Consider the following 21,430-nt stretch of genomic DNA (forward strand, 5'->3'; position numbering starts at 1 on the left):
CCCCTGCGTCATCCCTTCGTGGCGCCCGCGGTCAGGCCGCCCACGAGCTGGCGTTCGGCGACGGAGTAGAAGGCCAGGGCCGGCACCATCGCCAGGACCAGGTAGGCGAACACGCGGGCCGTGTCGGCCGAGTACTGCCCCTGGAACTGCTGGACGCCGATCGGGATCGTCCACCAGGTGGAGTCGGTGAACACCAGCAACGGCAGGAAGAAGTTGTTCCAGCTGGTGACCACCGCGAGGACCGAGACGGTGCCGAGCGCGGGCCGGGCCATGGGCAGCAGCACCCGCCAGAAGAAGCCGAACGGACCGCAGCCGTCGAGCGTGGCCGCCTCCTCCAGCTCCCCGGGGATTTCCCGGAAGAAGCCGCGCAGGATGATGATCGTCATCGGCAGCCCGAAGGCCGCCTGCGGCAGGATGACGCCCAGCGGGTTGTCCAGCAGGCCCAGGGAGCGCAGCAGCAGGAACAGCGGCAGGGCGGCGACCGCGAAGGGGAACATCAGCCCCATGGTGAACAGGGTGAAGAGCAACTCCCGTCCGCGGAAGGCGAACCGCGCGAAGGAGAACGCGGCCAGCGCGGACACCACGACCACGAGGACGGTGGTCGCCACCGCGATCAGCGTGCTGCTGCCGACCAGCCGCCAGAAGGAGCCCGACGCCAGGATGTCGGTGTAGTTGGAGGTCACCCACGGGTCGGGCAGGCCGATGGGGTTGCCGGAGAGCTGGTCGGTGGACTTGAACCCGGACAGCACCGCGTACAGCAGTGGCACGGCCATCACGGCGCCGACGACGATCAGGACGGCGTGCACCGGCAGGGCCCGTCGGGCACGGGACTTGGGACGGACGGTCACTTCCCGCCTCCTCGCATGGTCGTGGTGGCCCCCTCCAGGTCGCGCCGGAGCACGAACCGCTGGTAGGCGAGGGCGAAGACGAGGCTGATGCCGAACATGACCACGCTGATCGCGCTGGCGTAGCCGACCTGGTAGCGCTTGAAGCCGAACTGGAACATGGTCACGGCCATGGTCTCGGAATGGTGGTCGGGCCCGCCCTGGGTGATCACCCACACCAGGTCGAACAGCTGGATCGCGCCGATGACCGACAGGAAGACGCTGATGCGCAGGGTGGGTGCGAGCAGCGGCAGGGTGACGCCCCGGAAGCGCTGCCAGGCGTTCGCGCCGTCGATGAGCGCGGCCTCGTTCAGCTCCTTGGGGATCGACTGGAGTCCGGCCAGGTACAGCATCATGTGGAAGCCGAAGTACTTCCAGGTCATCGCCAGGAAGAGGGTCGCCATGACCATCGACGGGTCGGCGAACCACTCCCCGCCGAGCCCGTCCAGGCCGATGCCGCCCAGGACGTGGTCGGCGAGGCCGTCCCCCGGAGCGAAGATCATGGCGAACAGCACGCCGGTGATGGCCTCGGAGAGCACGTACGGGGCGAAGAAGAGCATCCGGTACACCGCCCGGCCGCGCATCCGCTGGTTCAGCAGCACCGCCATGGCGAGCGCGAACGGCAGTTGCAGCACGAGGGAGAGCACGACCAGGAGCAGACAGCGCCACAGGTCGCCGAGGAAGACCGGGTCGTCGAACGCGCGGGTGAAGTTCTCGGTGCCGATGTACTCCGAGGGCATCCCGAAGCCGCCCCAGCGGAAGAACGCGGCGTACAGCGCGAACAGGATGGGCAGCAGCACCAGGACGATGAACAGCACCAGCGCCGGCACCTGGAAGCCGACCGCGGTGAGCCAGTGGTGCGTACGGCGCCGGCGCCCGCCCCCGGCCGCTTCGGCGGGCGGGGGCGGGCGGTCTGCGTCGGGGCCGGTCCTCTTGTCCGGCAGGAACGTGGAGGTCATCGGGGGCTACTGCTCTTCCTTCGCGGTCTTCGTGATCGACTCCGCGACCTGTTGCGGCGACTTGGAGCCGGCGACGAGCGCGGCGACGCTGTCGTTGATCTCCTGGCCGAGGGCGGGCGCGTAGGCCTGGTCGAGGTAGAGCTGGAAGCCGGTGGACCCCTTGAGCTGCTTCTGCACGGCCTGGAGGTTGGGGTCGTCCAGGGCGTCCTCGGCGGCCGGGACCACCGGGAGGACGCCGGTCTTCTCGACCAGTTCGCGGTCGGTGGTGGCCGAGGCGAAGAACTTCAGGAAGTCGACGGCGGCCTGCGGGGCGCCCCGGCGCAGCGCGTGTCCGCCGCCGCCGCCGAACACCTCGGTGATGGTGCCCTTGCCGCCCTCCACCGCGGGGAACGGGAAGAAGCCGAGGTCGTTCCCCAGTCCCTTGCCCGCGTCCGCCTCCACCACCGGGGCCCACTGGCCCATCAGTTCCATCGCGGCCCTGCCGTTGCCGACGGCCGCGGCCTGACCACTGGGGGTGGAGTAGGCGGCACCGAGGTAGCCCTTCTGGAACGGCTGGAGGTCCGCCAGCTCCTGCAGGTGCTGCCCGGCCTGGACGAACTCGTCCCCGGTGAAGTCCTTGTCCTCGTTGGCCTTCTCCAGGGCGCCGGCTCCGGCGGTGCGCATCGCCAGGTAGGCCCAGTAGTACATCCCGGGCCACTTCTCCTTGCCGGCCAGGGCGATGGGGGTGATCTTCGCGGCCTTCAGCGCGCGCACGGCGTCGAGGAAGCCGCTCCAGGTGGCCGGCGGCGCGGCGATTCCGGCCTTCCGGAAGTGCGCCTTGTTGTACCAGAAGCCGACCATGCCGATGTCGAACGGAATGCCGTACGCCTTGTCGTCGACGAGGTACGGCTCCTTGGCGACCGGCAGCAGGCCGTCGGCCCACTCCTTCGTCCGGTCCGTGAGGTCCTCGACGAGGCCGGCGTCGACCTGCTGCCTGAGGACGCCTCCGCCCCAGGTGTGGAAGATGTCGGGCAGCTTCCCGGAGGCGGTGAGGGCCGTCATCTTGGACTTGTAGGCGTCGTTCTCCAGCTGGACGATCTTCACCTTCACCTTGGGGTTCTGCGCCTCGAACCGCTTCGCGAGCGCCGCCCAGACGTCCTTCGTCGGCTGGGTGGTGGAGATGTTCCACCACTCGATCGTGGTCGTGCCCGACGAACCTCCGTCGGAGTCGCCGCCACAGCCGCTCAGTGCCGTCATCCCCAGACCGGCCGCGGCGGAGGCCGCCATGAAACCGCGGCGGGACAGAGCCGGGTCGCCCATCTTGCGCTCCTCGAGTCGTTCCGAAAGTTTCGGAGAGATTTCAGAAAGCTGCGTTGTTGCCGCACCCTAGAGACAGCCCATAAACGGTGGCAAGACCCTGTACGGAAAGAATCTGCGGTCAGCCATGTTCGGGGAGTACGCCCGATCGGCAGGAGCAGGTGAGAGAGCCGAAACATTCGGCCAATGTCGCGAACGTTCGCGACGTCCTGTCGCGGCCACCGGGGCACGCCTGGGCGGCCCCTGCGCGCACCGGCCCGCCGCCGCCACCTATCGTGACCGGCATGCAGTCCTACACGATCGGCCAGGCGGCGCGGCTGCTCGGCGTCAGCCCCGACACCGCCCGCCGCTGGGCCGACGCGGGCCGGATCACCACCCATCGCGACGAGGGCGGGCGCCGGCTCGTCGACGGACGGGACCTGGCCGCGTTCTCGGTCGACCTGGCCCGGTCGGGCGGCACAGACGACGAGACCCCGCACACCTCGGTCCGCAACGCCTTCCCCGGGATCGTGACCGCGATCAAGCTCGGCGACGTCGCGGCCCAGGTCGAGATCCAGGCCGGCCCGCACCGGCTCGTGTCCCTGCTGACCCGCGAGGCGGTCGAGGAGCTCGGCCTGGAGGTCGGGATGGAGGCCACCGCCCGCGTGAAGTCGACGAATGTCCATGTCGACAGGACGTGACCCGTTCCGCAGGCCGTCCCCGGCCCCGAGCCCCGTACGAACGCACATGCAAGCCTTTCGATCAGCTGGCCTTGCTCATGCGATGAGACAGCAGACTTACCCCTCGCAGATGCGGAAGTATGATCGGCGCATCGGGGAGTCCGACGTGCGCCCGGCCGCCGGGCCCGCCGCGCTCCCCACCCGTGACAGAGGGAGAGGCTCGTGATGACCCGTTCCGCGCGCAGGACCCGCATCCGCCGGAGCTTGCCGGTGACCGGCGCGGGACTCGCCGCACTGCTGGTCCTGAGCGCCTGCTCTTCGTCCTCCGATCCGGACTCCGGCTTCGCCGCCGCGGGTTCCTCGTCCTCCGCCGAGATCTCCGGCCAGGTCACCGTCTTCGCCGCCGCCTCGCTGAAGGAGAGCTTCACCGAGCTCGGCGAGATGTTCGAGAAGAAGCACCCGGGCACCGAGGTCACCTTCAACTTCGGCGGCAGCGACACCCTGGCCGCCAGCATCACCAGCGGCGCGCCCGCGGACGTGTTCGCCTCCGCCAGCCCCAGGACGATGGCCACGGTGACCGACGCCGGGGACGCGGCCGGTGCCCCGACGACCTTCGTCCGCAACCAGCTCGAGATCGCCACCCTGCCCGGCAATCCCGACAGGATCTCCTCCCTCGAGGACCTCACCCGGCCCGGCCTGAAGGTCGTGCTGTGCGACAGGACCGTGCCGTGCGGCGCCGCAGCGCAGAAGGCCCTGGCGAAGAGCGGCCTGAAGCTCACCCCCGCCTCCTACGAGCAGGACGTCAAGAGCGCGCTGACCAAGGTCGAGCTGAAGGAGGCCGACGCCGCCGTCGTCTACAGGACCGACGTGAGGGCGGCCGGTGACAAGGTGGAGGGCGTGAACTTCCCCGAGTCGGCCGAGGCCGTCAACGACTACCCGATCGCCCTGCTCGACCAGGCCCGCAACGCGGAGGCCGGCAAGGCGTTCATCGAACTGGTGAAGTCCGCCGAGGGCCGGAAGGTCCTCACCGAGGCCGGGTTCCGCACACCGTGACGGCACCGGCGCCGACCGGGTCCGCGAGCCCGGGGACGGACACGGCGGAGGGTGGGGCGCGCCGTGACCGCCCGCGCCGGGGCGCCCGGACCGTGCCGCTGCCCCTGCTGGTGCCCGCCCTGGTCGGCCTGGCGTTCCTGCTGCTCCCGCTGATCGCCCTGCTCGTGCGGGCCCCCTGGCGCAGCCTGCCCGATCAGCTGACCAGCGCCGAGGTGTGGCAGGCCCTGCGGCTGTCGCTGGTGTGCGCCACCTCGGCGACCGCGCTGAGCCTGCTGATCGGCGTGCCGCTGGCCTGGCTGCTGGCCCGCACGGACTTCCCCGGCCGCGGCCTCGTACGCGCCCTGGTGACACTGCCGCTGGTACTGCCCCCGGTGGTGGGCGGCGTGGCGCTGCTGCTGGCGTTCGGCCGCAACGGCGTGATCGGACAGTGGCTCGACGCGTGGTTCGGCATCACCCTGCCGTTCACCACGACGGGCGTCGTCCTCGCGGAGACGTTCGTGGCCATGCCCTTCCTGGTCATCAGCGTGGAGGGCACCCTGCGGGCCGCCGACCCGCGGTACGAGGAGGCGGCCGCGACGCTGGGCGCCTCCCGGTTCACCGCGTTCCGCCGGGTCACGCTGCCGCTGATCGCGCCGGGCATCGCGGCGGGCTCCGTGCTGGCGTGGGCGCGGGCGCTGGGCGAGTTCGGGGCGACGATCACGTTCGCGGGCAACTTCCCCGGGCGGACCCAGACCATGCCGCTCGCGGTCTACCTCGCGCTGCAGAACGACCCGGCGGCGGCGATCGCCCTCAGCCTGGTGCTGCTGGCCGTCTCCATCGCCGTACTGGCCGGGCTGCGGGACCGATGGATGAGGACGGTGTGACATGAGCGAACCGGAACTCACGGCCGTCGCCCCCGGCACCGCGCCCGGCGACGGGCTCGACGCACGGCTTGTCGTGGACCGCGGCGGCTTCCGCCTGGACGTGTCGCTGGCCGCCGCGCCCGGTGAGGTCGTCGCCGTGCTGGGCCCCAACGGCGCCGGCAAGACCACCGCGCTGCGCGCACTGGCCGGGCTGCTGCCGCTGACCGGCGGGCACCTGCGTCTCGACGGGGTCGCACTGGACCGCACGCCGCCCGAGTCCCGCCCGGTGGGCGTCGTCTTCCAGGACTACCTGCTGTTCCCGCACCTGACCGCGCTCGACAACGTCGCCTTCGGGCCGCGCTGCCGGGGCGCGACGAAGGCCGAGGCGCGGGCCCTGGCCTCCGGGTGGCTGGACCGCATGGGTCTGGCCGGTCACGCGGGCGCCCGACCGCGCCGTCTCTCCGGTGGCCAGGCGCAGCGCGTCGCGCTCGCCCGCGCCCTGGCGACCGGCCCCCGGCTGCTGCTCCTGGACGAGCCGCTCGCCGCGCTGGACGCCAGGACGCGGCTCGAGGTGCGCGCCCAGCTCCGCCGCCACCTGGCCGACTTCGAGGCCGTCGCGGTCCTGGTGACCCACGACCCGCTGGACGCCATGGTGCTGGCCGACCGTCTGGTGGTGGTCGAGCACGGCACGGTCGTCCAGGAGGGCGGCCCCGCCGACATCGCCCGCCGCCCGCGCACCGACTACATCGCGCAGCTCGTCGGCCTGAACCTGTACCGGGGCCGGGCCGACGCCCACACCGTCCGCCTCGACGCCGGTCCGGCGATCACGACCGCGGAGGAGCTCTCCGGGCCGGCTTTCGTGGCGTTCCCGCCGGGCGCCGTGACCCTGTACGGGGAGCGCCCCGCCGGCTCCAGCGCACGCAACCTGTGGCGCTGCGAGGTGGCCGGGCTGGAGACGCACGGCGACCGGATCCGCGTGGACCTGACCGGCGAACTCGCACTCGCCGCCGACCTGACCACGGTCGCCGCCGCCGAGCTCGGCCTTCACCCGGGCGCACCGGTGTGGGCGACGGTCAAGGCGACGCAGACCCACGCATACCCGGCATGACGAGGTTGCCGGGCTACGGTGCCCCCATGAGCCTGAGCATCCGCAACCAGCTCCCCGGCACCGTCACCGGCGTCACCCCGGGCGAGGCCATGGCCACGGTCGGCGTCCGGCTGACCGGAGGGCAGGACCTCACGGCGGCCGTCACCCGGGAGGCCGCCGAGGACCTCGCCCTGAGCGCCGGAGCGGCCGTCCTCGTCCTGGTGAAGTCGACGGAGGTCTCTCTCGCCACCCATGAGGCCGAGGGCCTGTCGATCCGCAACCGGCTGCCCGGCGCGGTCACCCGGCTCACCCTCGGCGAGGTGATGGCGGCCGTCCGCATCGCCATGGGCGACGCCGAGCTCACCGCCGTGATCACGAGGGAAGCGGTCGAGGATCTGGGGCTCTTCGTGGGCTCCGACGTGATCGCCCTGGTCAAGTCGACCGAGGTCGCGCTCGCGAAGGCCCGGCAAGGCTGAAGGCCCCGCCCCGGGCAGGGGCGGGGCCTTCGGTCGCGGGCCGGTCAGTCCGCGTAGGCGTCCAGCGGCGGGCAGGAGCAGACGAGGTTGCGGTCGCCGAAGGCCTGGTCGATGCGACGCACCGGCGGCCAGTACTTGTCGGCCACCGACACGCCGGCCGGGAACACGGCCTCCTCGCGCGTGTACGCGTGGTCCCACTCACCGCCCAGCGCACCGGCGGTGTGCGGAGCGCCCCGCAGCGGGTTGTCCTCCGCGGGCCAGGCGCCGGATCCGACCTTCTCGATCTCCGCCCGGATGGCGATCATCGCGTCGCAGAACCGGTCCAGCTCGGCCAGGTCCTCGGACTCCGTGGGCTCGATCATCAGCGTGCCGGCCACCGGGAAGGACATCGTCGGCGCGTGGAAGCCGTAGTCGATCAGCCGCTTGGCGACGTCGTCCACGCTCACGCCCGTCGCCTTGGTCAGCGGACGCAGGTCGACGATGCACTCGTGCGCGACCAGCCCGTTCGGGCCGGTGTACAGCACCGGGAAGTGCGGCTCCAGGCGCTTGGCGATGTAGTTGGCGGACAGCACGGCCACCTGGGTGGCGCGCTTGAGGCCCTCGCCGCCCATCAGCCGGACGTACGACCACGAGATCGGCAGGATGCCGGCCGAGCCCCACGGCGCCGCCGAGATCGGGCCGACGCCGGTCTGCGGACCGGCCGCGGGCTGCAGCGGGTGGTTGGGCAGGTACGGCGCCAGGTGCGAGCGCACGGCCACGGGGCCGACGCCGGGGCCGCCGCCGCCGTGCGGGATGCAGAACGTCTTGTGCAGGTTCAGGTGCGAGACGTCGCCGCCGAAGTGGCCGGGCTTGGCGAGGCCGACCAGGGCGTTGAGGTTGGCTCCGTCCACGTAGACCTGGCCGCCGGCGTCGTGCACCTGGGCGCAGATGTCGGCGACGTGCTCCTCGAAGACGCCGTGCGTCGAGGGATACGTGATCATCAGCACGGCCAGCTCGTCGCGGTGCTTCTCGATCTTGGCGCGCAGGTCCTCGACGTCGATCTCGCCGTCCTCGGCGGTCCTGACGACGACGACCTTCATGCCGGCCATGACGGCGCTCGCCGCGTTGGTGCCGTGCGCGGAGGACGGGATGAGGCAGACAGTGCGCTGGTCGTCGCCGTTGGCGCGGTGGTAGCCGCGAACGGCGAGCAGTCCGGCGAACTCGCCCTGCGACCCGGCGTTCGGCTGGAGCGACACCTTGTCGTACCCGGTGACCTCGGCGAGGCGTTCCTCGAGCTCGCGGATGAGGGTGAGGTAGCCCTGCGCCTGCTCGGCGGGCGCGAAGGGGTGCAGCTGCCCGAACTCGGACCAGGTGACCGGCTCCATCTCGGTGGTCGCGTTGAGCTTCATGGTGCACGAGCCCAGCGGGATCATGCCGCGGTCCAGCGCGTAGTCGCGGTCGGCGAGGCGGCGCAGGTAGCGCAGCATCGCGGTCTCGGAGCGGTGCGCGTGGAAGACGGGGTGGGTCAGGAAGTCGTCGGTGCGCAGACGCGCCTCGGGCAGGGCGTCCCCGGCGCTCGCGTCCAGGGCCGCCACGTCGCCCTCGACGCCGAACGCGTTCCACACGCCGCCGACCTGGGCGCGCGTGGTGGTCTCGTCGCAGGCGAACGACACGTGGTCGGCGTCGACGAGGCGCAGGTTGATGCCGTTCTCGCGGGCGGCGTGCACGATCTCGCCGGCCCGGCCGGGCACCCGCGCGGTGACCGTGTCGAAGTAGGCACCGTGCACGATCTCGACGCCGCCGGCCGCCAGACCCGCGGCGGTGACCGAGGCGTACCGGTGGGTGCGGCGCGCGATGGCCCGCAGCCCGTCCGGCCCGTGGTACACGGCGTACATGCCGGCCATGACGGCGAGCAGCACCTGCGCGGTGCAGATGTTGCTGGTCGCCTTCTCGCGGCGGATGTGCTGCTCGCGGGTCTGCAGGGCGAGGCGGTAGGCCTTGTTGCCGTCGGCGTCCACGGACACGCCCACGAGACGGCCGGGCAGGCTGCGCGCGAACTTCTCGTGGACGGCCATGTAACCGGCGTGCGGTCCGCCGAAGCCCATCGGCACACCGAAGCGCTGGGTGGTGCCGACGGCGATGTCCGCGCCCAGCTCACCGGGCGAGGTGAGCAGCGTGAGGGCGAGCAGGTCGGCGGCGACGGTGACGAGCGCGCCGAGCTCGTGCGCCCGGTCGACGACCGGCTTGATGTCGCGGACGGCACCGGAGGCACCCGGGTACTGGATCAGGACGCCGTTGATCTCCCGCTCGGCGACCTCGGCGGGGATGCCGTCGCTCAGGTCGGCGACGACGACCTCGACGCCGGTCGGCTCGGCGCGCGTCCGGATCACGGCGATGGTCTGCGGCAGCGCGTCCGCGTCGACCAGGAAGAGGCCCTTCTTGTTCTTGCCCATGCGCCGGGACAGGGCCATCGCCTCCGCGGCGGCGGTGCCCTCGTCGAGCAGCGAGGCGCCGGAGGTCGGCAGGCCGGTGAGGTCGGCGACCATGGTCTGGAAGTTCAGCAGGGCCTCCAGGCGGCCCTGGGAGATCTCCGGCTGGTAGGGGGTGTACGCGGTGTACCAGGCCGGGCTCTCCATGACGTTGCGCAGGATGACCGGCGGGGTGAAGGTGCCGTAGTAGCCCAGGCCGATCATGGAGTCCAGGACCTGGTTGCGATCGGCCAGCGAGCGCAGCTCGGCCAGTACCTCGGCCTCGGAACGGGCGCCGGGCAGGTCCAGCGCGTCGGCGTTCTTGATCACATCCGGTACCGCGGCGGCCGTCAGCTCGTCGAGCGAGCCGTAGCCGACCTGCGCGAGCATCTTCGCCCGGGCCTCGTGGTCGGGGCCGATGTGGCGCTGCTCGAAGGGTGCTGCCTGTTCGAGCTCGGAGAGCGGAATGCGAGGGGCTGTCATTGCGGAGGCCTCCTGGTCTGACGACCTTCGAGGGGCACCACGGCGCGGGTGCCCGGACGGCCTCCCCCTCTGTCATCTCGACCTGAGAGCTTCACCGGGCCGCCCGAGGGCTGCCGGCTTTCACCGTCGGTGAGAGCGGAGGCCGCGGCACCCGCTCTGCTTTCCAGAGTGACCTCGTCCGTGCGGTACGTGGGCCTGAGAGATTCCGGGGAGGATTTGCTCCTTCGGCGCCTCCGATGATGTCTGGAGGACTCTCCCGCACGGGGTCAGCAGCCGTCTGCCAGCCTACCAGCGAGGCGGACGCACAGGTCTTCGAGTGACTGAGCGCACCTTCGAGTGGCCGCTCGCCCCAAAGTGGCTTTTTGTTGTACTGACGCATGATTCGCCGGATGGTGTGCGACCAAGTGGAGGGCCCGTGCGTACCGAGATCGATCCGCGCAGTCTGATAGGCCGCAAGGCGTTCGACCGCAAAGGCACCAGGATCGGCACCGTCGACGAGGTCTACCTCGACGATGCCACCGGCGTCCCCGAGTGGGCCGCCATCCGCACCGGGCTGTTCAGCAGGGACGCTTTCGTGCCGCTCGAGCCCAGCGAGCTGGTCGAGGGAACGCTGCACGTGCCCTTCGACCGGTCCCTGATCAAGGAGGCCCCGGACTTCGGCGTCGGCCGCCATCTCTCACCGGAACAGGAACTCCAGCTCTACCACCACTACGGCCTCGACGTGGCCGCGGCGCCTCCGCTCCCCGACCACGACTTCGGCAAGCTGGCCGGCACGGGCAACGAGGAGGGCTGAGCCACCTGCCTCCCGGCGCCGGCCGCGCCCCGGCCGCGGGGTACGGCGTCCCGGGCGTCCTCCACGCGCACCGCTCCGCGGGTCACGGCGCCGCGCCGGCGGCACCCCGGCCGGGCACCTCCTCCGCCGGCGGGGCTGCCGGGCCCGGGGCGGCGACGCCGGACGCCGCCGGGTCCGCGGCCCCCTCCCCGGCGGCGTCCGGCGTCCCCCCGTCCTCCCCCGGGCCGGGCGGCGGGGACGCCACCAGCGGCAGCGGCTCGGCCGGTGTCAGGCGGGGATCGTCGACGGCGAAGGTGCGCACCCGGCCGGGTACGGAGTACGGCGTCTCGAAGCGCACCGTGACCCGCCCCAGGCCACTGCCCTGCACCCACCCGTGCCCGAGCTCCGTGTGCCGCACGTCGTGACCGGAGGGCCAGTGGCGCTCGGCGGGGGCCTGCCGGTGCTCCTGAGCGGGCTCCTCGCGCGGCGCCTCCGGGAGTTCCTCGGCCCGCTCGCCCGCCGCCTGCGCGAACAGGTCCTCCTGCGTGTAGTCGGCGAGGCCGCTGACGCCGACCCCGAGCAGCCGTACACCGCCCGTGGTGTCCACGGAGTCCAGCAGCCGGGCCGCCGCCTCCCGCACCACCGCCGGGTCGTCCGTGGGCCCGCGCAGGGTCTCCGAGCGCGTCAGCGTGGAGAAGTCGTACCGCCGGACCTTGAGCACGATGGTCCGGCCGGACAGCCCGGACCCGCGCAGCCGCCGCACGCACCGGTCGGCGAGCCGCCCCACCTCCACACCGACCCGCACCCGGTCGTGGATGTCCACGTCGTACGTGTCCTCGACCGACACCGACTTGGTCTCCCGCTCGGACACCACGGGCCGGTCGTCGCGCGCCAGCGCCATCGCGTACAGGGCGTGCCCGTGCGCCTTGCCGAGCAGCCGCACCAGCTCGTCCTCGCCCGCCTCGGCGATTTCCTCCACTGTCGTGATGCCGGCCCGGCGCAGATGGTCTCCCGTGGCCGGTCCCACCCCGGGGAGGATCCGGACGGACTTCGGTCCGAGCATGGCCCGCTCGGTCCCGGGTTCGATGAGCACCAGCCCGTCCGGCTTGGCCTCCTCCGAGGCGATCTTGGCGAGCATCTTGGAGGCGGCCAGCCCGACCGAACCGGTGAGGCCGGTGACGGCCCGGATGTCCGCGCGCAGCTTCGCCCCGGCCAGTCGCGCCGAGTCGGCGTCCCAGGCCGTCCCGCCGGCCTCCAGGTCCACGAACGCCTCGTCCAGGCTCAGCGGCTCCACCAATGGCGACAGGGCCCGCAGCAGCCGCATGACCTGCCGGCTGATCGCCCGGTACAGCTCGAAGCGCGGGACGAGATACGCGGCGTTGGGCGCGAGGCGCCGCGCCTGGCCCATGGGCATCGCGGAGTGGACGCCGAAGACCCGCGCCTCGTAGGAGGCCGTGGCGACCACTCCTCGCGGCCCCAGACCGCCCACCACGACGGCCTTCCCGCGCAGGCTCGGCTTGGACGCCTGCTCCACCGAGGCGAAGAAGGCATCCATGTCGAGATGCAGGATCGTGGGCGCGGTTCTCACGTCTCCGATGCTGCCCTACGCCACTGACAATCCGGCGTCGGTGTCCCGCGGGCCCGGTGCGTCCTCAGACCGCCCGGTTGCGGCGTCGCGCCAGTTCGTCCGCGGGGTTGGGTCCGACCAGCGTCTCCCCCGTGTCGATCCGTTCCCCGTGGAGCTGGGACAGAGCGCCCTCGACGTCCCGCCACACCACGCCGACGGCGATCCCGAAGATGCCCTGGCCGCCCTGGAGCAGGGCGTGGACTTCGTCGGGCGACGTGCACTCGTAGACCGTGGCGCCGTCGCTCATCAGCGTCATGCGCTCCAGGTCGCGGAAGCCGCACTCCCTCAGGTGCTGGACGGCGGTCCGGATGTTCTGCAGCGACACCCCGGTGTCGAGGAACCGCTTCACGATCTTCAGCACGACGACGTCGCGGAAGCTGTAGAGGCGCTGGGTGCCGGACCCGTGGGCGGGCCGCACGCTCGGCTCCACGAGGCCCGTACGGGCCCAGTAGTCGAGCTGCCGGTAGGTGATGCCCGCGGCGGCGCAGGCCGTCGGCCCGCGGTAGCCGATCTGCTCGGACGCCATGGACGTCGCCCCTCCGCTGCCCGGCACGGCCGCAGGCCGCTGCGGAGCGTGCTCGGCCGTGCCACCGGGCTGGGGGCATCCCCCGCTCGAGCGGAGCCGAGAACTCGGGGAAGGGTACGAGCCGCCCACCCCGAGGCCTCGTCCGGGGCCACCCCCGGCCGTACTGTCGCCGCTCATTCCCACGCCGACCTCCGTCCTTGACCTGCCTCCTCGACGGTAGGCAGTCACCAAGGGTGCGTCAACGATCGCCACACTCGGCACGCCGAGTGATAATCACCCTAAGAGTGGTTTCGCGTGCCCCGTCGCGGGGAAAGGCTAGCCGAATGTGCTCGGAGGGGGCCGTACGACGCCGTCGCCGTTCCGGCCCGGTGCGGGACTACTGGTTGCTGCTGCCGAAGTCCTCCGGCGAGATCTGGTCGAGGAACTCGCGGAACTTCTCCACCTCGTCCTCCTGCTCGTCCGGGATGGCGATGCCCGCGTCGTCGAGCACCCCGTCGCTGCCGTAGATCGGCGTTCCGGTGCGCAGGGCCAGCGCTATGGCGTCGGACGGCCTGGCGCTCACCTCGACGCCGCTGGCGAAGACCAGCTCGGCATAGAAGACTCCCTCGCGGAGGTCCGTGATGCGAACTTCCGTGAGCTCCTGGCCGACGGCCTCCAGCACGTCCTTGAACAGGTCGTGGGTCAGCGGCCGCGCGGGGGCCATGCCCTGCTGGGCGAAGGCGATGGCCGTCGCCTCTCCCGGCCCGATCCAGATGGGAAGGTAGCGGTCGCCTCCCACTTCGCGCAGCAGCACGATCGGTTGGTTGGAGGGCATCTCGACCCGGACACCTACGACATCGAGCTCGTTCACACAGCAACCCTAGGCCGTGCTCGGGACGTTTGGGTAGTCGGGCCGGGAACGGGTGGGCGATACGGGTCCCTCACGGGCCCCGTTTCAGGACAGCCGCACCCCGAGGGCCGTCTGCACCAGGGCCGCGTGCAGCTTCACCGCGAGCCCGGCCAGTTCCTTGGTGCGGGCTTCGGCATGTGCCCTGGTCTGCGGGTTGCGGTGGCGTCTGAGCGGGGCCACCACCTGGTCCACGAGCCCGGCCTCCCGGTCGGCGGCGGCCTTCATCAGCCGCAGGTGGCGCGGCTCGATCCCGAACCGTCCCAGCTCGACCACGAGCGAGGCGACGGTGACCGCCTCGGCGTCGTAGGCGCCGTCGGCCAGTGGAGCGACGAGCCCGTACGACTCCCATTCCGCCAGCTCCTGCTCGCCGATACCGGCGGCGGCGAGCAGCTCGTCCCGTCCGATCCGGGCCGCCGTGGGTTCCTCGTCGGGTTCCGGCACGGCCTCCCCGTCGCGCTGCCGGCCCAGGGTCGGCAGCCGCACCGCCTCACCGCGCTCCATGGCGTCCAGGTGCTCGCGGATCACCTTGAGCGGCAGGTAGTGGTCCCTCTGCATGCGCAGGACATGACCGAGGCGCTCGACGTCGTGGGGGCTGAACTTGCGGTACCCCGCCGGGGTACGCCGCGGCTCGACCAGGCCCTCGGCCTCCAGGAAACGGATCTTGGAGATGGTGATGTCGGGGAACTCGTCGCGGAGCGTGTTCAGCACCGAGCCGATACTCATCAGCCCCTTGTCCGTGGCGGCGGTGCCGGGGCCGGCACCGCCACTCGGTGTTCGAAGCATGGACCTTCCCTGGGACTCCCCCGGAACGAGTCCGGGGCCGGTCAGTAGCCCCGCTGGCTCGCGTAGAAGACCAGCCGGTACTTACCGATCTGCACCTCGTCGCCGTTGGACAGCGCGACCTGGTCGATCCGCTCACGGTTCACGTACGTGCCGTTCAGGCTGCCGACGTCGGCGACCGTGAACGAGCCGTCCGGGACACGGCGGAACTCCACGTGCCGGCGGGAGACCGTCACGTCGTCCAGGAAGATGTCGCTCTGCGGGTGGCGCCCGGCCGTGGTCAGCTCACCGTCCAGCAGGAAGCGGCTGCCCGAGTTCGGGCCGCGGCGCACGACCAGGAGCGCCGAACCCAGCGGCAGCGCGTCCACGGCCGCCTGCGCCTCGGGAGAGAGCGCCGGCACCGCCGTCTGACCGGTCATCTCGGCGTCGTACGCCTCGAGGCCGGAGATGGAGATCGTCGAGGTCGTCTCGGACGCCCGCTCCGGTACCGCGCCGGGACGCAGCGGGGCGCCGCAGTTCGAGCAGAAGCGGCTGTTCTCCGCGTTGCGGTTGCCGCACCTCGTACACACCAGGGCCGACATGGACGGATCCTCCTGCCGCGGCTGCCCCGCCGGGGCGTACCCTCCGCCAGCACCCGGGGCCGGCGGTTGCCCGAAACCTATGCCGCCGGACTGCGCGCGGTCAACGGACGGCGCGCCCTGGCCACCGGGATAGCCGCCACCCGGGCCGGCCACCTGGTCGCGGAACATCGGGCGTGAGCCTTCCGCGTCGGGCTGGGCGCGATGGCGAGCGGTCGCGTTGTCGCTGCCTTCTCGCGCGCTCTTGCCGAACAACTTCGCAAACAACTTCACGGGCGATTCCCCTTGACCGAAACAGACCCGCCCGTGGGGCAGGACGAACCCTGACTGAACCTACTGACCGACCCGGACACCTTCACAACGTCCGTCTCCACCGGACAGTTTCCACCACGCACCACCCAATCGGTGCGCCGACCCCCCGCAACCTCTTGCCCTCGCCGGATGCCCCCCATGCACCGCCGGTTCACTGGGAGGACGACCGAGCGTAGTCAGGCCGCTTCGCCGCTCGCAAGGCGTCCACGACGATCTTGCTCGACCGCTCAACAGTAACGGTGGCCTGTTCCTTCTCCAGAGTCTGCACCACGCCTCCAGGAATGTTGAGCGCCGGTTCGAGGTCCTGCGGCTTGCCGATGACCTGGAAACGATAGGGCGCGTTGATCTTGTTCCCGTCGACGCTCACGCTCTTGTCGGCGTCGGTGAGGTAGGTACCGGCGACGACCCGTACACCGTTCACCTGGATCGCCTCCGCCCCCGCCGCGCGCAGTTCCTGGACCGCGTCGAGCAGCATGTCCGCCTCGACCGTTCCCTTCGTGTCCTCGATCGTCACCGTGATACCCGGCCCCTGCGCGGCCACGGTGCCCGCGAGGATGCCGAGCTGCCGCTCCTTCTCCAGCGTCTGCTTACGGGCCTCCTCCGCCTGGTCGGAGCTGTTCTCCAGCTCGTCGCGCTGCTTCTCGAGGCCCTGCTTCTCGTCTTCTAGACGCTGAGTCCGGTCGTCCAGTTCATCGAGGATGCGAACAAGATCTTCCTGCCGGGCGCCGCGCAGCGCGCTGTCGCTGTCGCTGTTCGACGCGACCTGGACAGCGAGGCCGAAACCCAGGCCGGACAGCAGCAGCGCGACGATGAGTTGCGCCCGGGTGACGCGCGGGGGCCACAGCCCCTTCACCAGCCGCTGCCGGCCGGTGAGTCCGGTCCGCGTCTCCGTCCGCTCCTCCTGCGGGGCGTCCCCGGCGGGCACGGCGGCAGAGTCCTTTGCCGGCACCTCCTCGGGCAGTTCCCGGCGCAGTGTGTGCGTGGGCTGTTCGTCGTGGTCGCTCATCGGTCTCACGCCCGGAACACGTGCCGGCGGATCGCCGCGGCGTTGGAGAAGATGCGGATGCCCAGGACGACGACGACGCCGGTGGACAGCTGCGCCCCCACGCCCAGCTTGTCGCCCAGGAACACGATCAGTGCGGCCACGACGACGTTCGACAGGAACGACACCACGAAGACCTTGTCGTCGAAGATGCCGTCGAGCATGGCCCGCAGGCCGCCGAAGACGGCGTCGAGCGCCGCCACGACGGCGATCGGCAGGTACGGCTCGACGGCGGCCGGCACCTCGGGCCGGACCAAGAGGCCGGCCACGACTCCCACGACGAGGCCCAGTACGGCGATCACGATGTGCCCTTCTCGGATATCGGTTGTGCTGTTCGTACGATCACACTCGGTGCGGCCGGGAGCCGGAGGTCGTCCGCCACGGAGATGGCGGTCCGGATGCCGTAGCTCTCCTGCAGGGCGTGCAGGTACAGACCGTCCGCGCTGTCCTGGAACCTGTTGCTCAGCTGCTTGCCGTCCCCCACCGCGAGCACCGTGTACGGCGGCACGAGCGGCCTGTTGTCGACCAGTATCGCGTCTCCCGCGGCACGGATCGCCGACAGCGCGGTCAGCCGCTGACCGTTGATGGAGATCGCCTCGGCCCCCGACTCCCACAGCCCGTTGACCACGCGCTGCATGTCCCGGTCACGCACCCGGCCGGTGTCGGAGAATCCGGAGGCGCCGCGCGGCCCGCCGTCGCCGCTGTCGGCCGCCTTGGCGTCGTCCACCACGAGCTTCACACCGGGACCGTGTACCTCGACCGCGCCGGCCAGGACGCCCACGAGGTCGGCGCGGTCGCCGCCGCCGCTCTTCTCGAGCGCCTCGCGCTGCCGCGCGTTGACGTCGTCGCGCAGCTTGTCGACGTTCTCCTCGAGCCTGTCGGCCGCCGAGGTCTCGCTCTCGACGCGGTCGATCAGCTCCTCGCGTTCCTTGGCGACGACGGGGGCCGCGACGCGTGCCTGCGCCGCTCCGACCGTGACCACCAGGGCGGCGAGTACCAGTCCTGCCGCCAGTGCGAGCTTGGCGCGGAGCGTCCTGGGCAGTCCACCGGCGCCCTCGGCCTTCTTCCGCGCGGCGGCCTCGGCGTATCCGTCGTCGAGACTGTGGTCCATCACGTTGGTGAGCAACGACATGGACGCGTCCGGGCGTGTGGGCCGCGTGGCTGTGCTCCGAACGGGGGGTTGCTGCGGCATGCCGCACATCGTCGCACGCCACGGCCACTACCTCCGAATGGCCCCACCGGCGTGCCGGACAGGCCCCCTTGGGGACACTTGTCCGGCACGCACGCGTGCGGTGTGTTTTACCGGCCCGCGCTGTCCACCACCGCGGACCACTCGTCGAGCAGGGCCTGCGCGGAGGCGTCGTCCGGTCCCTCGGCCCACAGATGGGTGACGGCTTCGGCCGGGTCGGGCAGCACCATCACCCAGCGCCCGTCGGTCTCCACGACGCGGACTCCGTCGGTGGTGTCCACGAAGCGGTCTCCGGCCGCCTCGACGACGCGCCGCATCACCAGCCCCTTGACGGCCCAGGGGGTGGCCAGGTCCCGCTTGAGGACGTGGGCCCGCGGGATACGTGCGTCGATCTGGCTGAGGGTGAGCTGCGTCCGCGCCACCAGGCCGATCAGCCGCACGAAGGCCGCCGTACCGTCGTAGACGCTGCTGAACTCCGGGACGATGAAGCCGCCCTTGCCGTCGCCGCCGAAGATCGTGCCTTCCTCACCGCCGACCCGGGTGAGGTCGTCCGGCGAGGTCGTCGTCCATTCGACCTGGGTGCCGTGGTACGCCGCCACCTGCTCGGCGATCCTGGTGGTCGTGACGGGCAGGGCGACCCGGCCGCTGCGCCGCTCGGCGGCGATGAGGTCGAGCATGACCAGCAGGGCCCGGTCGTCCTCGATGATGCGGCCCTTCTCGTCGACGAGCGAGAGCCGCTCACCGACCGGGTCGAAGCGCACGCCGAACGCGGCGCGCGAGGACGCCACGATCTCTCCGAGGCGCACCAGTCCCGAGCGCCGCATGTCCTCCGACTCGGTCGGCCGGGACTCGTCGAGACCGGGGTTGATGGTCAGCGAGTCGACGCCGAGCTTGCCGAGCAGGCTGGGCAGGACGAGTCCGGCGCTGCCGTTGGAGGCGTCCACGACCACCTTGAGTCCGGACTCGGCGATCCCGGTAGTGTCCACGTTCCGCAGCAGCGACCCGGTGTACGAGTCGAAGACGCTGGACGGGAAGTGCAGGTCGCCGATCTCACCGGGGAAGGCGCGCCGGTACTCCTGCCGCGCGAACACCCGGTCCAGCTTCCGCTGGCTGCCCTGCGAGAGGTCGGCACCCTGTCCGTCGAAGAACATGATGTCCACGGAGTCCGGGACTCCGGGCGTGGTCCGGATCATGATGCCGCCGGCGCTGCCGCGCGCGGTCTGCTGCCGTGCCACGGGCAGCGGCACGTTCTCCAGGTCGCGTACGTCGATGGCGCTGGCCTGCAGCGCGGAGATCACCGCCCGCTTCAGCGCACGGGCACCGCGGGAGTGGTCGCGGGCCGTGGTGACGGTGGATCCCTTCTTCAGCGTGGTCGCGTAGGCGCCGGCCAGCCGCACGGCCAGTTCCGGTGTGATCTCCACGTTGAGGATGCCGGACACACCGCGGGCACCGAAGAGGTGGGCCTGTCCCCGGGACTCCCAGATGACCGAGGTGTTGACGAAGGCACCGGCCTCGACCGTCTTGAACGGGTAGACCCGCACGTTGCCCTGGACGATCGATTCCTCACCGACCAGGCACTCGTCGCCGATGACCGCGCCGTCCTCGATCCGCGCGGCGCGCATGATGTCGGTGTTCTTGCCGACGACGCAGCCCCGCAGGTTGCTGTGGGGTCCGACGTACACGTTGTCGTGGACGACGGCCTTGTGCAGGAAGGCGCCGCTCTTGACGACGACGTTGGAGCCGACGACCGTGTGCTCACGGATCTCGGCGCCGGCTTCGACCTTGGCGTAGTCGCCGATGTAGAGCGGGCCGCGCAGCACGGCGTCGGGGTGCACTTCGGCGCCTTCGGCCACCCATACGCCGGGGGAGATCTCGAAGCCGTCGATGTCGACGTCGACCTTGCCCTCGAGGACGTCTGCCTGGGCCTTGACGTAGCTCTCGTGCGTGCCGACGTCCTCCCAGTAGCCTTCGGCGACGTAGCCGTAGACCGGCTTGCCTTCCTTCATCAGCTGCGGGAAGACGTCGCCGGACCAGTCGACGGGCACGTCGGGGTCGACGTAGTTGAAGACCTCGGGCTCCATGACGTAGATGCCGGTGTTCACGGTGTCCGAGAAGACCTGGCCCCAGGTCGGCTTCTCGAGGAAGCGCTCGACCTTGCCCTCTTCGTCGACGATGGTGATGCCGAATTCCAGCGGATTGGGCACGCGTGTCAGACACACGGTGACGAGCGCGCCCTTTTCCTTGTGGAAGTTGATCAGGTCGGTGAGGTCGAAGTCGGTCAGGGCATCACCGGAAATAACGAGGAAGGCATCGTCCTTCAACGCCTCCTCGGCGTTCTTGACGCTTCCGGCGGTACCGAGTGGCTTCTCCTCGTTGGCATAGGTGAGCTCCATTCCGAGCTCTTCGCCGTCACCGAAGTAGTTCTTGACCAGCGAGGCCAGGAACTGCACGGTGACGACCGTCTCGTTGAGCCCATGCCTTTTGAGCAGCCTCAGAACGTGCTCCATGATCGGCCGGTTGGCCACCGGCAGGAGCGGCTTGGGCATGCTCGAGGTCATCGGGCGAAGGCGTGTGCCTTCGCCTCCGGCCATCACGACGGCCTTCATGTCGGAAGCGTCCTCCTCTAAGAGATGAAGGTCTGACCGACTTCACCCGTCCAGCGTGCCGCACTTTTGCAGCGCGGGCCATCCGGGCGGAGGCCGCACAAGGGGCGAGTTCAATCGGTCAGGGTGTCCGCACGGACCAAGCGGCGGACCTGAACCACATAGAGAACACCTGCCCACCAGTACAGGGTTGTACCCCATCCGGCGAACGCCCATCCGAAAACAGCGGCGAGTGACGCGATCCATCCGCTTCCGTCACTGAGCAGAAGCAGGGGGAAGGCGTACATGAGGTTGAACGTGGCGGCCTTCCCCAGGAAGTTCACCTGCGGCGGCGGATAGCCGTGGCGGCGCAGGATGCCGACCATCACCAGCAGGACCGCTTCGCGGGCGAGCAGTACGAGCGTCAGCCAGAGCGGGAGGATCTCCCGCCAGGTGAGGCCCACCAGGGTCGACAGAATGTAGAGCCGGTCGGCCGCGGGGTCCAGGAGCCGGCCGAGGCTGCTGATCTGGTTCCAGCGACGCGCGAGCTTTCCGTCCAGGTAGTCACTGACTCCGCTGAGGGCCAGTACCAACAGCGCCCAGCCGTCGCTCTGTGGGCCGCCGAACTCGGGCCGGAGGATCAACCACAGGAAGAGCGGCACGCCGGCGAGGCGTGCCATGCTGAGGATGTTCGGGATGGTGAGGACCCGGTCGGTCTGCACGCGGGTCTCCTGGACCTCCACGCGGGGGCCTCCTGGAAGAAACGAGCCAATGATGCTCCCCGACCCTACCTCAACGCAAAAAAGCTCTGGCTCTTGGGCTGTGTGCCCAAGAGCCAGAGCTCTAAAAGGAGTTCGGCGGCGTCCTACTCTCCCACAGGGTCCCCCCTGCAGTACCATCGGCGCTGAAAGGCTTAGCTTCCGGGTTCGGAATGTAACCGGGCGTTT

General features: G+C 70.8%; 20 protein-coding genes, 1 rRNA gene and 1 riboswitch. Of the genes, 6 read left to right on the forward strand and 15 right to left on the reverse strand.

Annotation, left to right across the window (positions count from 1 at the left end):
* Nucleotides 1-8 precede the first annotated feature (8 nt).
* From ACFWJB_RS34395 to ACFWJB_RS34405, 3 genes are read right to left on the reverse strand one after another with little or no spacing between them, the layout of a single operon-like run.
* The gene (locus ACFWJB_RS34395) at nucleotides 9-848 is read right to left on the reverse strand and encodes a carbohydrate ABC transporter permease (RefSeq protein ID WP_386927181.1); all 840 of its coding nucleotides are present in this window, start codon (nucleotides 846-848) and stop codon (nucleotides 9-11) included.
* Nucleotides 845-1,843, reverse strand: a complete 999-nt coding sequence (locus tag ACFWJB_RS34400) for a carbohydrate ABC transporter permease (protein WP_385472059.1) — start codon at nucleotides 1,841-1,843, stop codon at nucleotides 845-847. Before ACFWJB_RS34400 ends, ACFWJB_RS34395 begins: the two co-directional genes overlap by 4 nt.
* Nucleotides 1,844-1,849: 6 nt before the next feature.
* On the reverse strand, nucleotides 1,850-3,142 hold the full coding sequence (locus ACFWJB_RS34405; RefSeq protein WP_385472056.1) for an extracellular solute-binding protein: 1,293 nt from the start codon (nucleotides 3,140-3,142) through the stop codon (nucleotides 1,850-1,852).
* A gap of 281 nt (nucleotides 3,143-3,423) precedes the next feature.
* On the opposite strand from ACFWJB_RS34405, the gene ACFWJB_RS34410 reads away from it, so the two are divergent.
* The 5 genes from ACFWJB_RS34410 (at nucleotide 3,424) to ACFWJB_RS34430 (ending at nucleotide 7,256) form a co-directional block, all read left to right on the forward strand.
* Complete coding sequence (locus ACFWJB_RS34410) at nucleotides 3,424-3,819, forward strand: molybdopterin-binding protein (RefSeq protein WP_385472053.1); 396 nt, start codon at nucleotides 3,424-3,426, stop codon at nucleotides 3,817-3,819.
* A 204-nt stretch (nucleotides 3,820-4,023) separates the two neighbouring features.
* Nucleotides 4,024-4,851: a molybdate ABC transporter substrate-binding protein gene (gene modA / locus ACFWJB_RS34415; protein WP_386927184.1), complete on the forward strand. Its 828-nt coding sequence runs from the start codon at nucleotides 4,024-4,026 to the stop codon at nucleotides 4,849-4,851.
* On the forward strand, nucleotides 4,848-5,714 hold the full coding sequence (gene modB / locus ACFWJB_RS34420) for a molybdate ABC transporter permease subunit (protein ID WP_385472047.1): 867 nt from the start codon (nucleotides 4,848-4,850) through the stop codon (nucleotides 5,712-5,714). The genes modA and modB overlap by 4 nt, the downstream gene beginning before the upstream one ends.
* A gap of 1 nt (nucleotide 5,715) precedes the next feature.
* Nucleotides 5,716-6,801 (forward strand): ABC transporter ATP-binding protein, encoded by a 1,086-nt coding sequence (locus ACFWJB_RS34425; RefSeq protein WP_386927186.1) that lies wholly within the window; start codon nucleotides 5,716-5,718, stop codon nucleotides 6,799-6,801.
* 26 nt (nucleotides 6,802-6,827) lie between these two features.
* The gene (locus tag ACFWJB_RS34430; RefSeq protein ID WP_385472041.1) at nucleotides 6,828-7,256 is read left to right on the forward strand and encodes a molybdopterin-binding protein; all 429 of its coding nucleotides are present in this window, start codon (nucleotides 6,828-6,830) and stop codon (nucleotides 7,254-7,256) included.
* Nucleotides 7,257-7,300: 44 nt separating this feature from the next.
* On the opposite strand, the gene gcvP is transcribed toward ACFWJB_RS34430, so the two are convergent.
* Nucleotides 7,301-10,186: an aminomethyl-transferring glycine dehydrogenase gene (gene gcvP, locus ACFWJB_RS34435; protein WP_386927189.1), complete on the reverse strand. Its 2,886-nt coding sequence runs from the start codon at nucleotides 10,184-10,186 to the stop codon at nucleotides 7,301-7,303.
* A 173-nt stretch (nucleotides 10,187-10,359) separates the two neighbouring features.
* Nucleotides 10,360-10,455: riboswitch (glycine riboswitch) on the reverse strand.
* A gap of 146 nt (nucleotides 10,456-10,601) precedes the next feature.
* On the opposite strand from gcvP, the gene ACFWJB_RS34440 reads away from it, so the two are divergent.
* Nucleotides 10,602-10,979: a PRC-barrel domain-containing protein gene (locus tag ACFWJB_RS34440; RefSeq protein ID WP_385472035.1), complete on the forward strand. Its 378-nt coding sequence runs from the start codon at nucleotides 10,602-10,604 to the stop codon at nucleotides 10,977-10,979.
* Between the two features lie 82 nt (nucleotides 10,980-11,061).
* On the opposite strand, the gene ACFWJB_RS34445 is transcribed toward ACFWJB_RS34440, so the two are convergent.
* The 11 genes from ACFWJB_RS34445 to rrf form a co-directional block, all read right to left on the reverse strand.
* Nucleotides 11,062-12,546, reverse strand: coding sequence for a DNA polymerase IV (locus tag ACFWJB_RS34445; protein ID WP_386927191.1), 1,485 nt, complete (start codon nucleotides 12,544-12,546; stop codon nucleotides 11,062-11,064).
* Between the two features lie 64 nt (nucleotides 12,547-12,610).
* Nucleotides 12,611-13,294 (reverse strand): MerR family transcriptional regulator, encoded by a 684-nt coding sequence (locus ACFWJB_RS34450; protein ID WP_386927193.1) that lies wholly within the window; start codon nucleotides 13,292-13,294, stop codon nucleotides 12,611-12,613.
* A gap of 193 nt (nucleotides 13,295-13,487) precedes the next feature.
* Nucleotides 13,488-13,961 (reverse strand): bifunctional nuclease family protein, encoded by a 474-nt coding sequence (locus ACFWJB_RS34455; protein ID WP_109294339.1) that lies wholly within the window; start codon nucleotides 13,959-13,961, stop codon nucleotides 13,488-13,490.
* An 84-nt stretch (nucleotides 13,962-14,045) separates the two neighbouring features.
* Nucleotides 14,046-14,783 (reverse strand): MerR family transcriptional regulator, encoded by a 738-nt coding sequence (locus tag ACFWJB_RS34460; protein ID WP_386927195.1) that lies wholly within the window; start codon nucleotides 14,781-14,783, stop codon nucleotides 14,046-14,048.
* 41 nt (nucleotides 14,784-14,824) lie between these two features.
* Nucleotides 14,825-15,361 (reverse strand): FHA domain-containing protein, encoded by a 537-nt coding sequence (locus ACFWJB_RS34465; protein WP_385472299.1) that lies wholly within the window; start codon nucleotides 15,359-15,361, stop codon nucleotides 14,825-14,827.
* 460 nt (nucleotides 15,362-15,821) lie between these two features.
* Nucleotides 15,822-16,676, reverse strand: coding sequence for a DUF881 domain-containing protein (locus ACFWJB_RS34470; RefSeq protein WP_385472297.1), 855 nt, complete (start codon nucleotides 16,674-16,676; stop codon nucleotides 15,822-15,824).
* Between the two features lie 5 nt (nucleotides 16,677-16,681).
* A complete protein-coding gene (locus ACFWJB_RS34475; protein WP_003977440.1) occupies nucleotides 16,682-17,014 on the reverse strand; it encodes a small basic family protein in 333 nt (110 codons plus the stop codon).
* Nucleotides 17,011-17,844 (reverse strand): DUF881 domain-containing protein, encoded by an 834-nt coding sequence (locus tag ACFWJB_RS34480; RefSeq protein WP_385472295.1) that lies wholly within the window; start codon nucleotides 17,842-17,844, stop codon nucleotides 17,011-17,013. Before ACFWJB_RS34480 ends, ACFWJB_RS34475 begins: the two co-directional genes overlap by 4 nt.
* 167 nt (nucleotides 17,845-18,011) lie before the next feature.
* Entirely contained in the window at nucleotides 18,012-20,507 is a 2,496-nt protein-coding gene (locus tag ACFWJB_RS34485) for a sugar phosphate nucleotidyltransferase (RefSeq protein WP_385472292.1), read from the reverse strand.
* A 110-nt stretch (nucleotides 20,508-20,617) separates the two neighbouring features.
* The gene (locus ACFWJB_RS34490) at nucleotides 20,618-21,226 is read right to left on the reverse strand and encodes a CDP-alcohol phosphatidyltransferase family protein (protein ID WP_385472289.1); all 609 of its coding nucleotides are present in this window, start codon (nucleotides 21,224-21,226) and stop codon (nucleotides 20,618-20,620) included.
* A 109-nt stretch (nucleotides 21,227-21,335) separates the two neighbouring features.
* Nucleotides 21,336-21,430 (reverse strand): 5S ribosomal RNA (gene rrf, locus ACFWJB_RS34495); the annotation flags it as partial.

Origin of the sequence: Streptomyces sp. NPDC127100 (genome assembly GCF_042724095.1) — a bacterium.
GTDB lineage: Bacteria > Actinomycetota > Actinomycetes > Streptomycetales > Streptomycetaceae > Streptomyces.

Bases quoted from the DNA above. Each gene is read 5' to 3' on its own strand.
- ACFWJB_RS34400 (WP_385472059.1), bottom strand. From the start codon at position 1,843: ATGACCTCCACGTTCCTGCCGGACAAGAGGACCGGCCCCGACGCAGAC.
- ACFWJB_RS34405 (WP_385472056.1), bottom strand. From the start codon at position 3,142: ATGGGCGACCCGGCTCTGTCCCGCCGCGGTTTCATGGCGGCCTCCGCC.
- ACFWJB_RS34410 (WP_385472053.1), top strand. From the start codon at position 3,424: ATGCAGTCCTACACGATCGGCCAGGCGGCGCGGCTGCTCGGCGTCAGC.
- modA (WP_386927184.1), top strand. From the start codon at position 4,024: ATGACCCGTTCCGCGCGCAGGACCCGCATCCGCCGGAGCTTGCCGGTG.
- ACFWJB_RS34425 (WP_386927186.1), top strand. From the start codon at position 5,716: ATGAGCGAACCGGAACTCACGGCCGTCGCCCCCGGCACCGCGCCCGGC.
- ACFWJB_RS34430 (WP_385472041.1), top strand. From the start codon at position 6,828: ATGAGCCTGAGCATCCGCAACCAGCTCCCCGGCACCGTCACCGGCGTC.
- gcvP (WP_386927189.1), bottom strand. From the start codon at position 10,186: ATGACAGCCCCTCGCATTCCGCTCTCCGAGCTCGAACAGGCAGCACCC.
- ACFWJB_RS34460 (WP_386927195.1), bottom strand. From the start codon at position 14,783: ATGCTTCGAACACCGAGTGGCGGTGCCGGCCCCGGCACCGCCGCCACG.
- ACFWJB_RS34465 (WP_385472299.1), bottom strand. From the start codon at position 15,361: ATGTCGGCCCTGGTGTGTACGAGGTGCGGCAACCGCAACGCGGAGAAC.
- ACFWJB_RS34470 (WP_385472297.1), bottom strand. From the start codon at position 16,676: ATGAGCGACCACGACGAACAGCCCACGCACACACTGCGCCGGGAACTG.
- ACFWJB_RS34480 (WP_385472295.1), bottom strand. From the start codon at position 17,844: ATGTCGTTGCTCACCAACGTGATGGACCACAGTCTCGACGACGGATAC.
- ACFWJB_RS34485 (WP_385472292.1), bottom strand. From the start codon at position 20,507: ATGAAGGCCGTCGTGATGGCCGGAGGCGAAGGCACACGCCTTCGCCCG.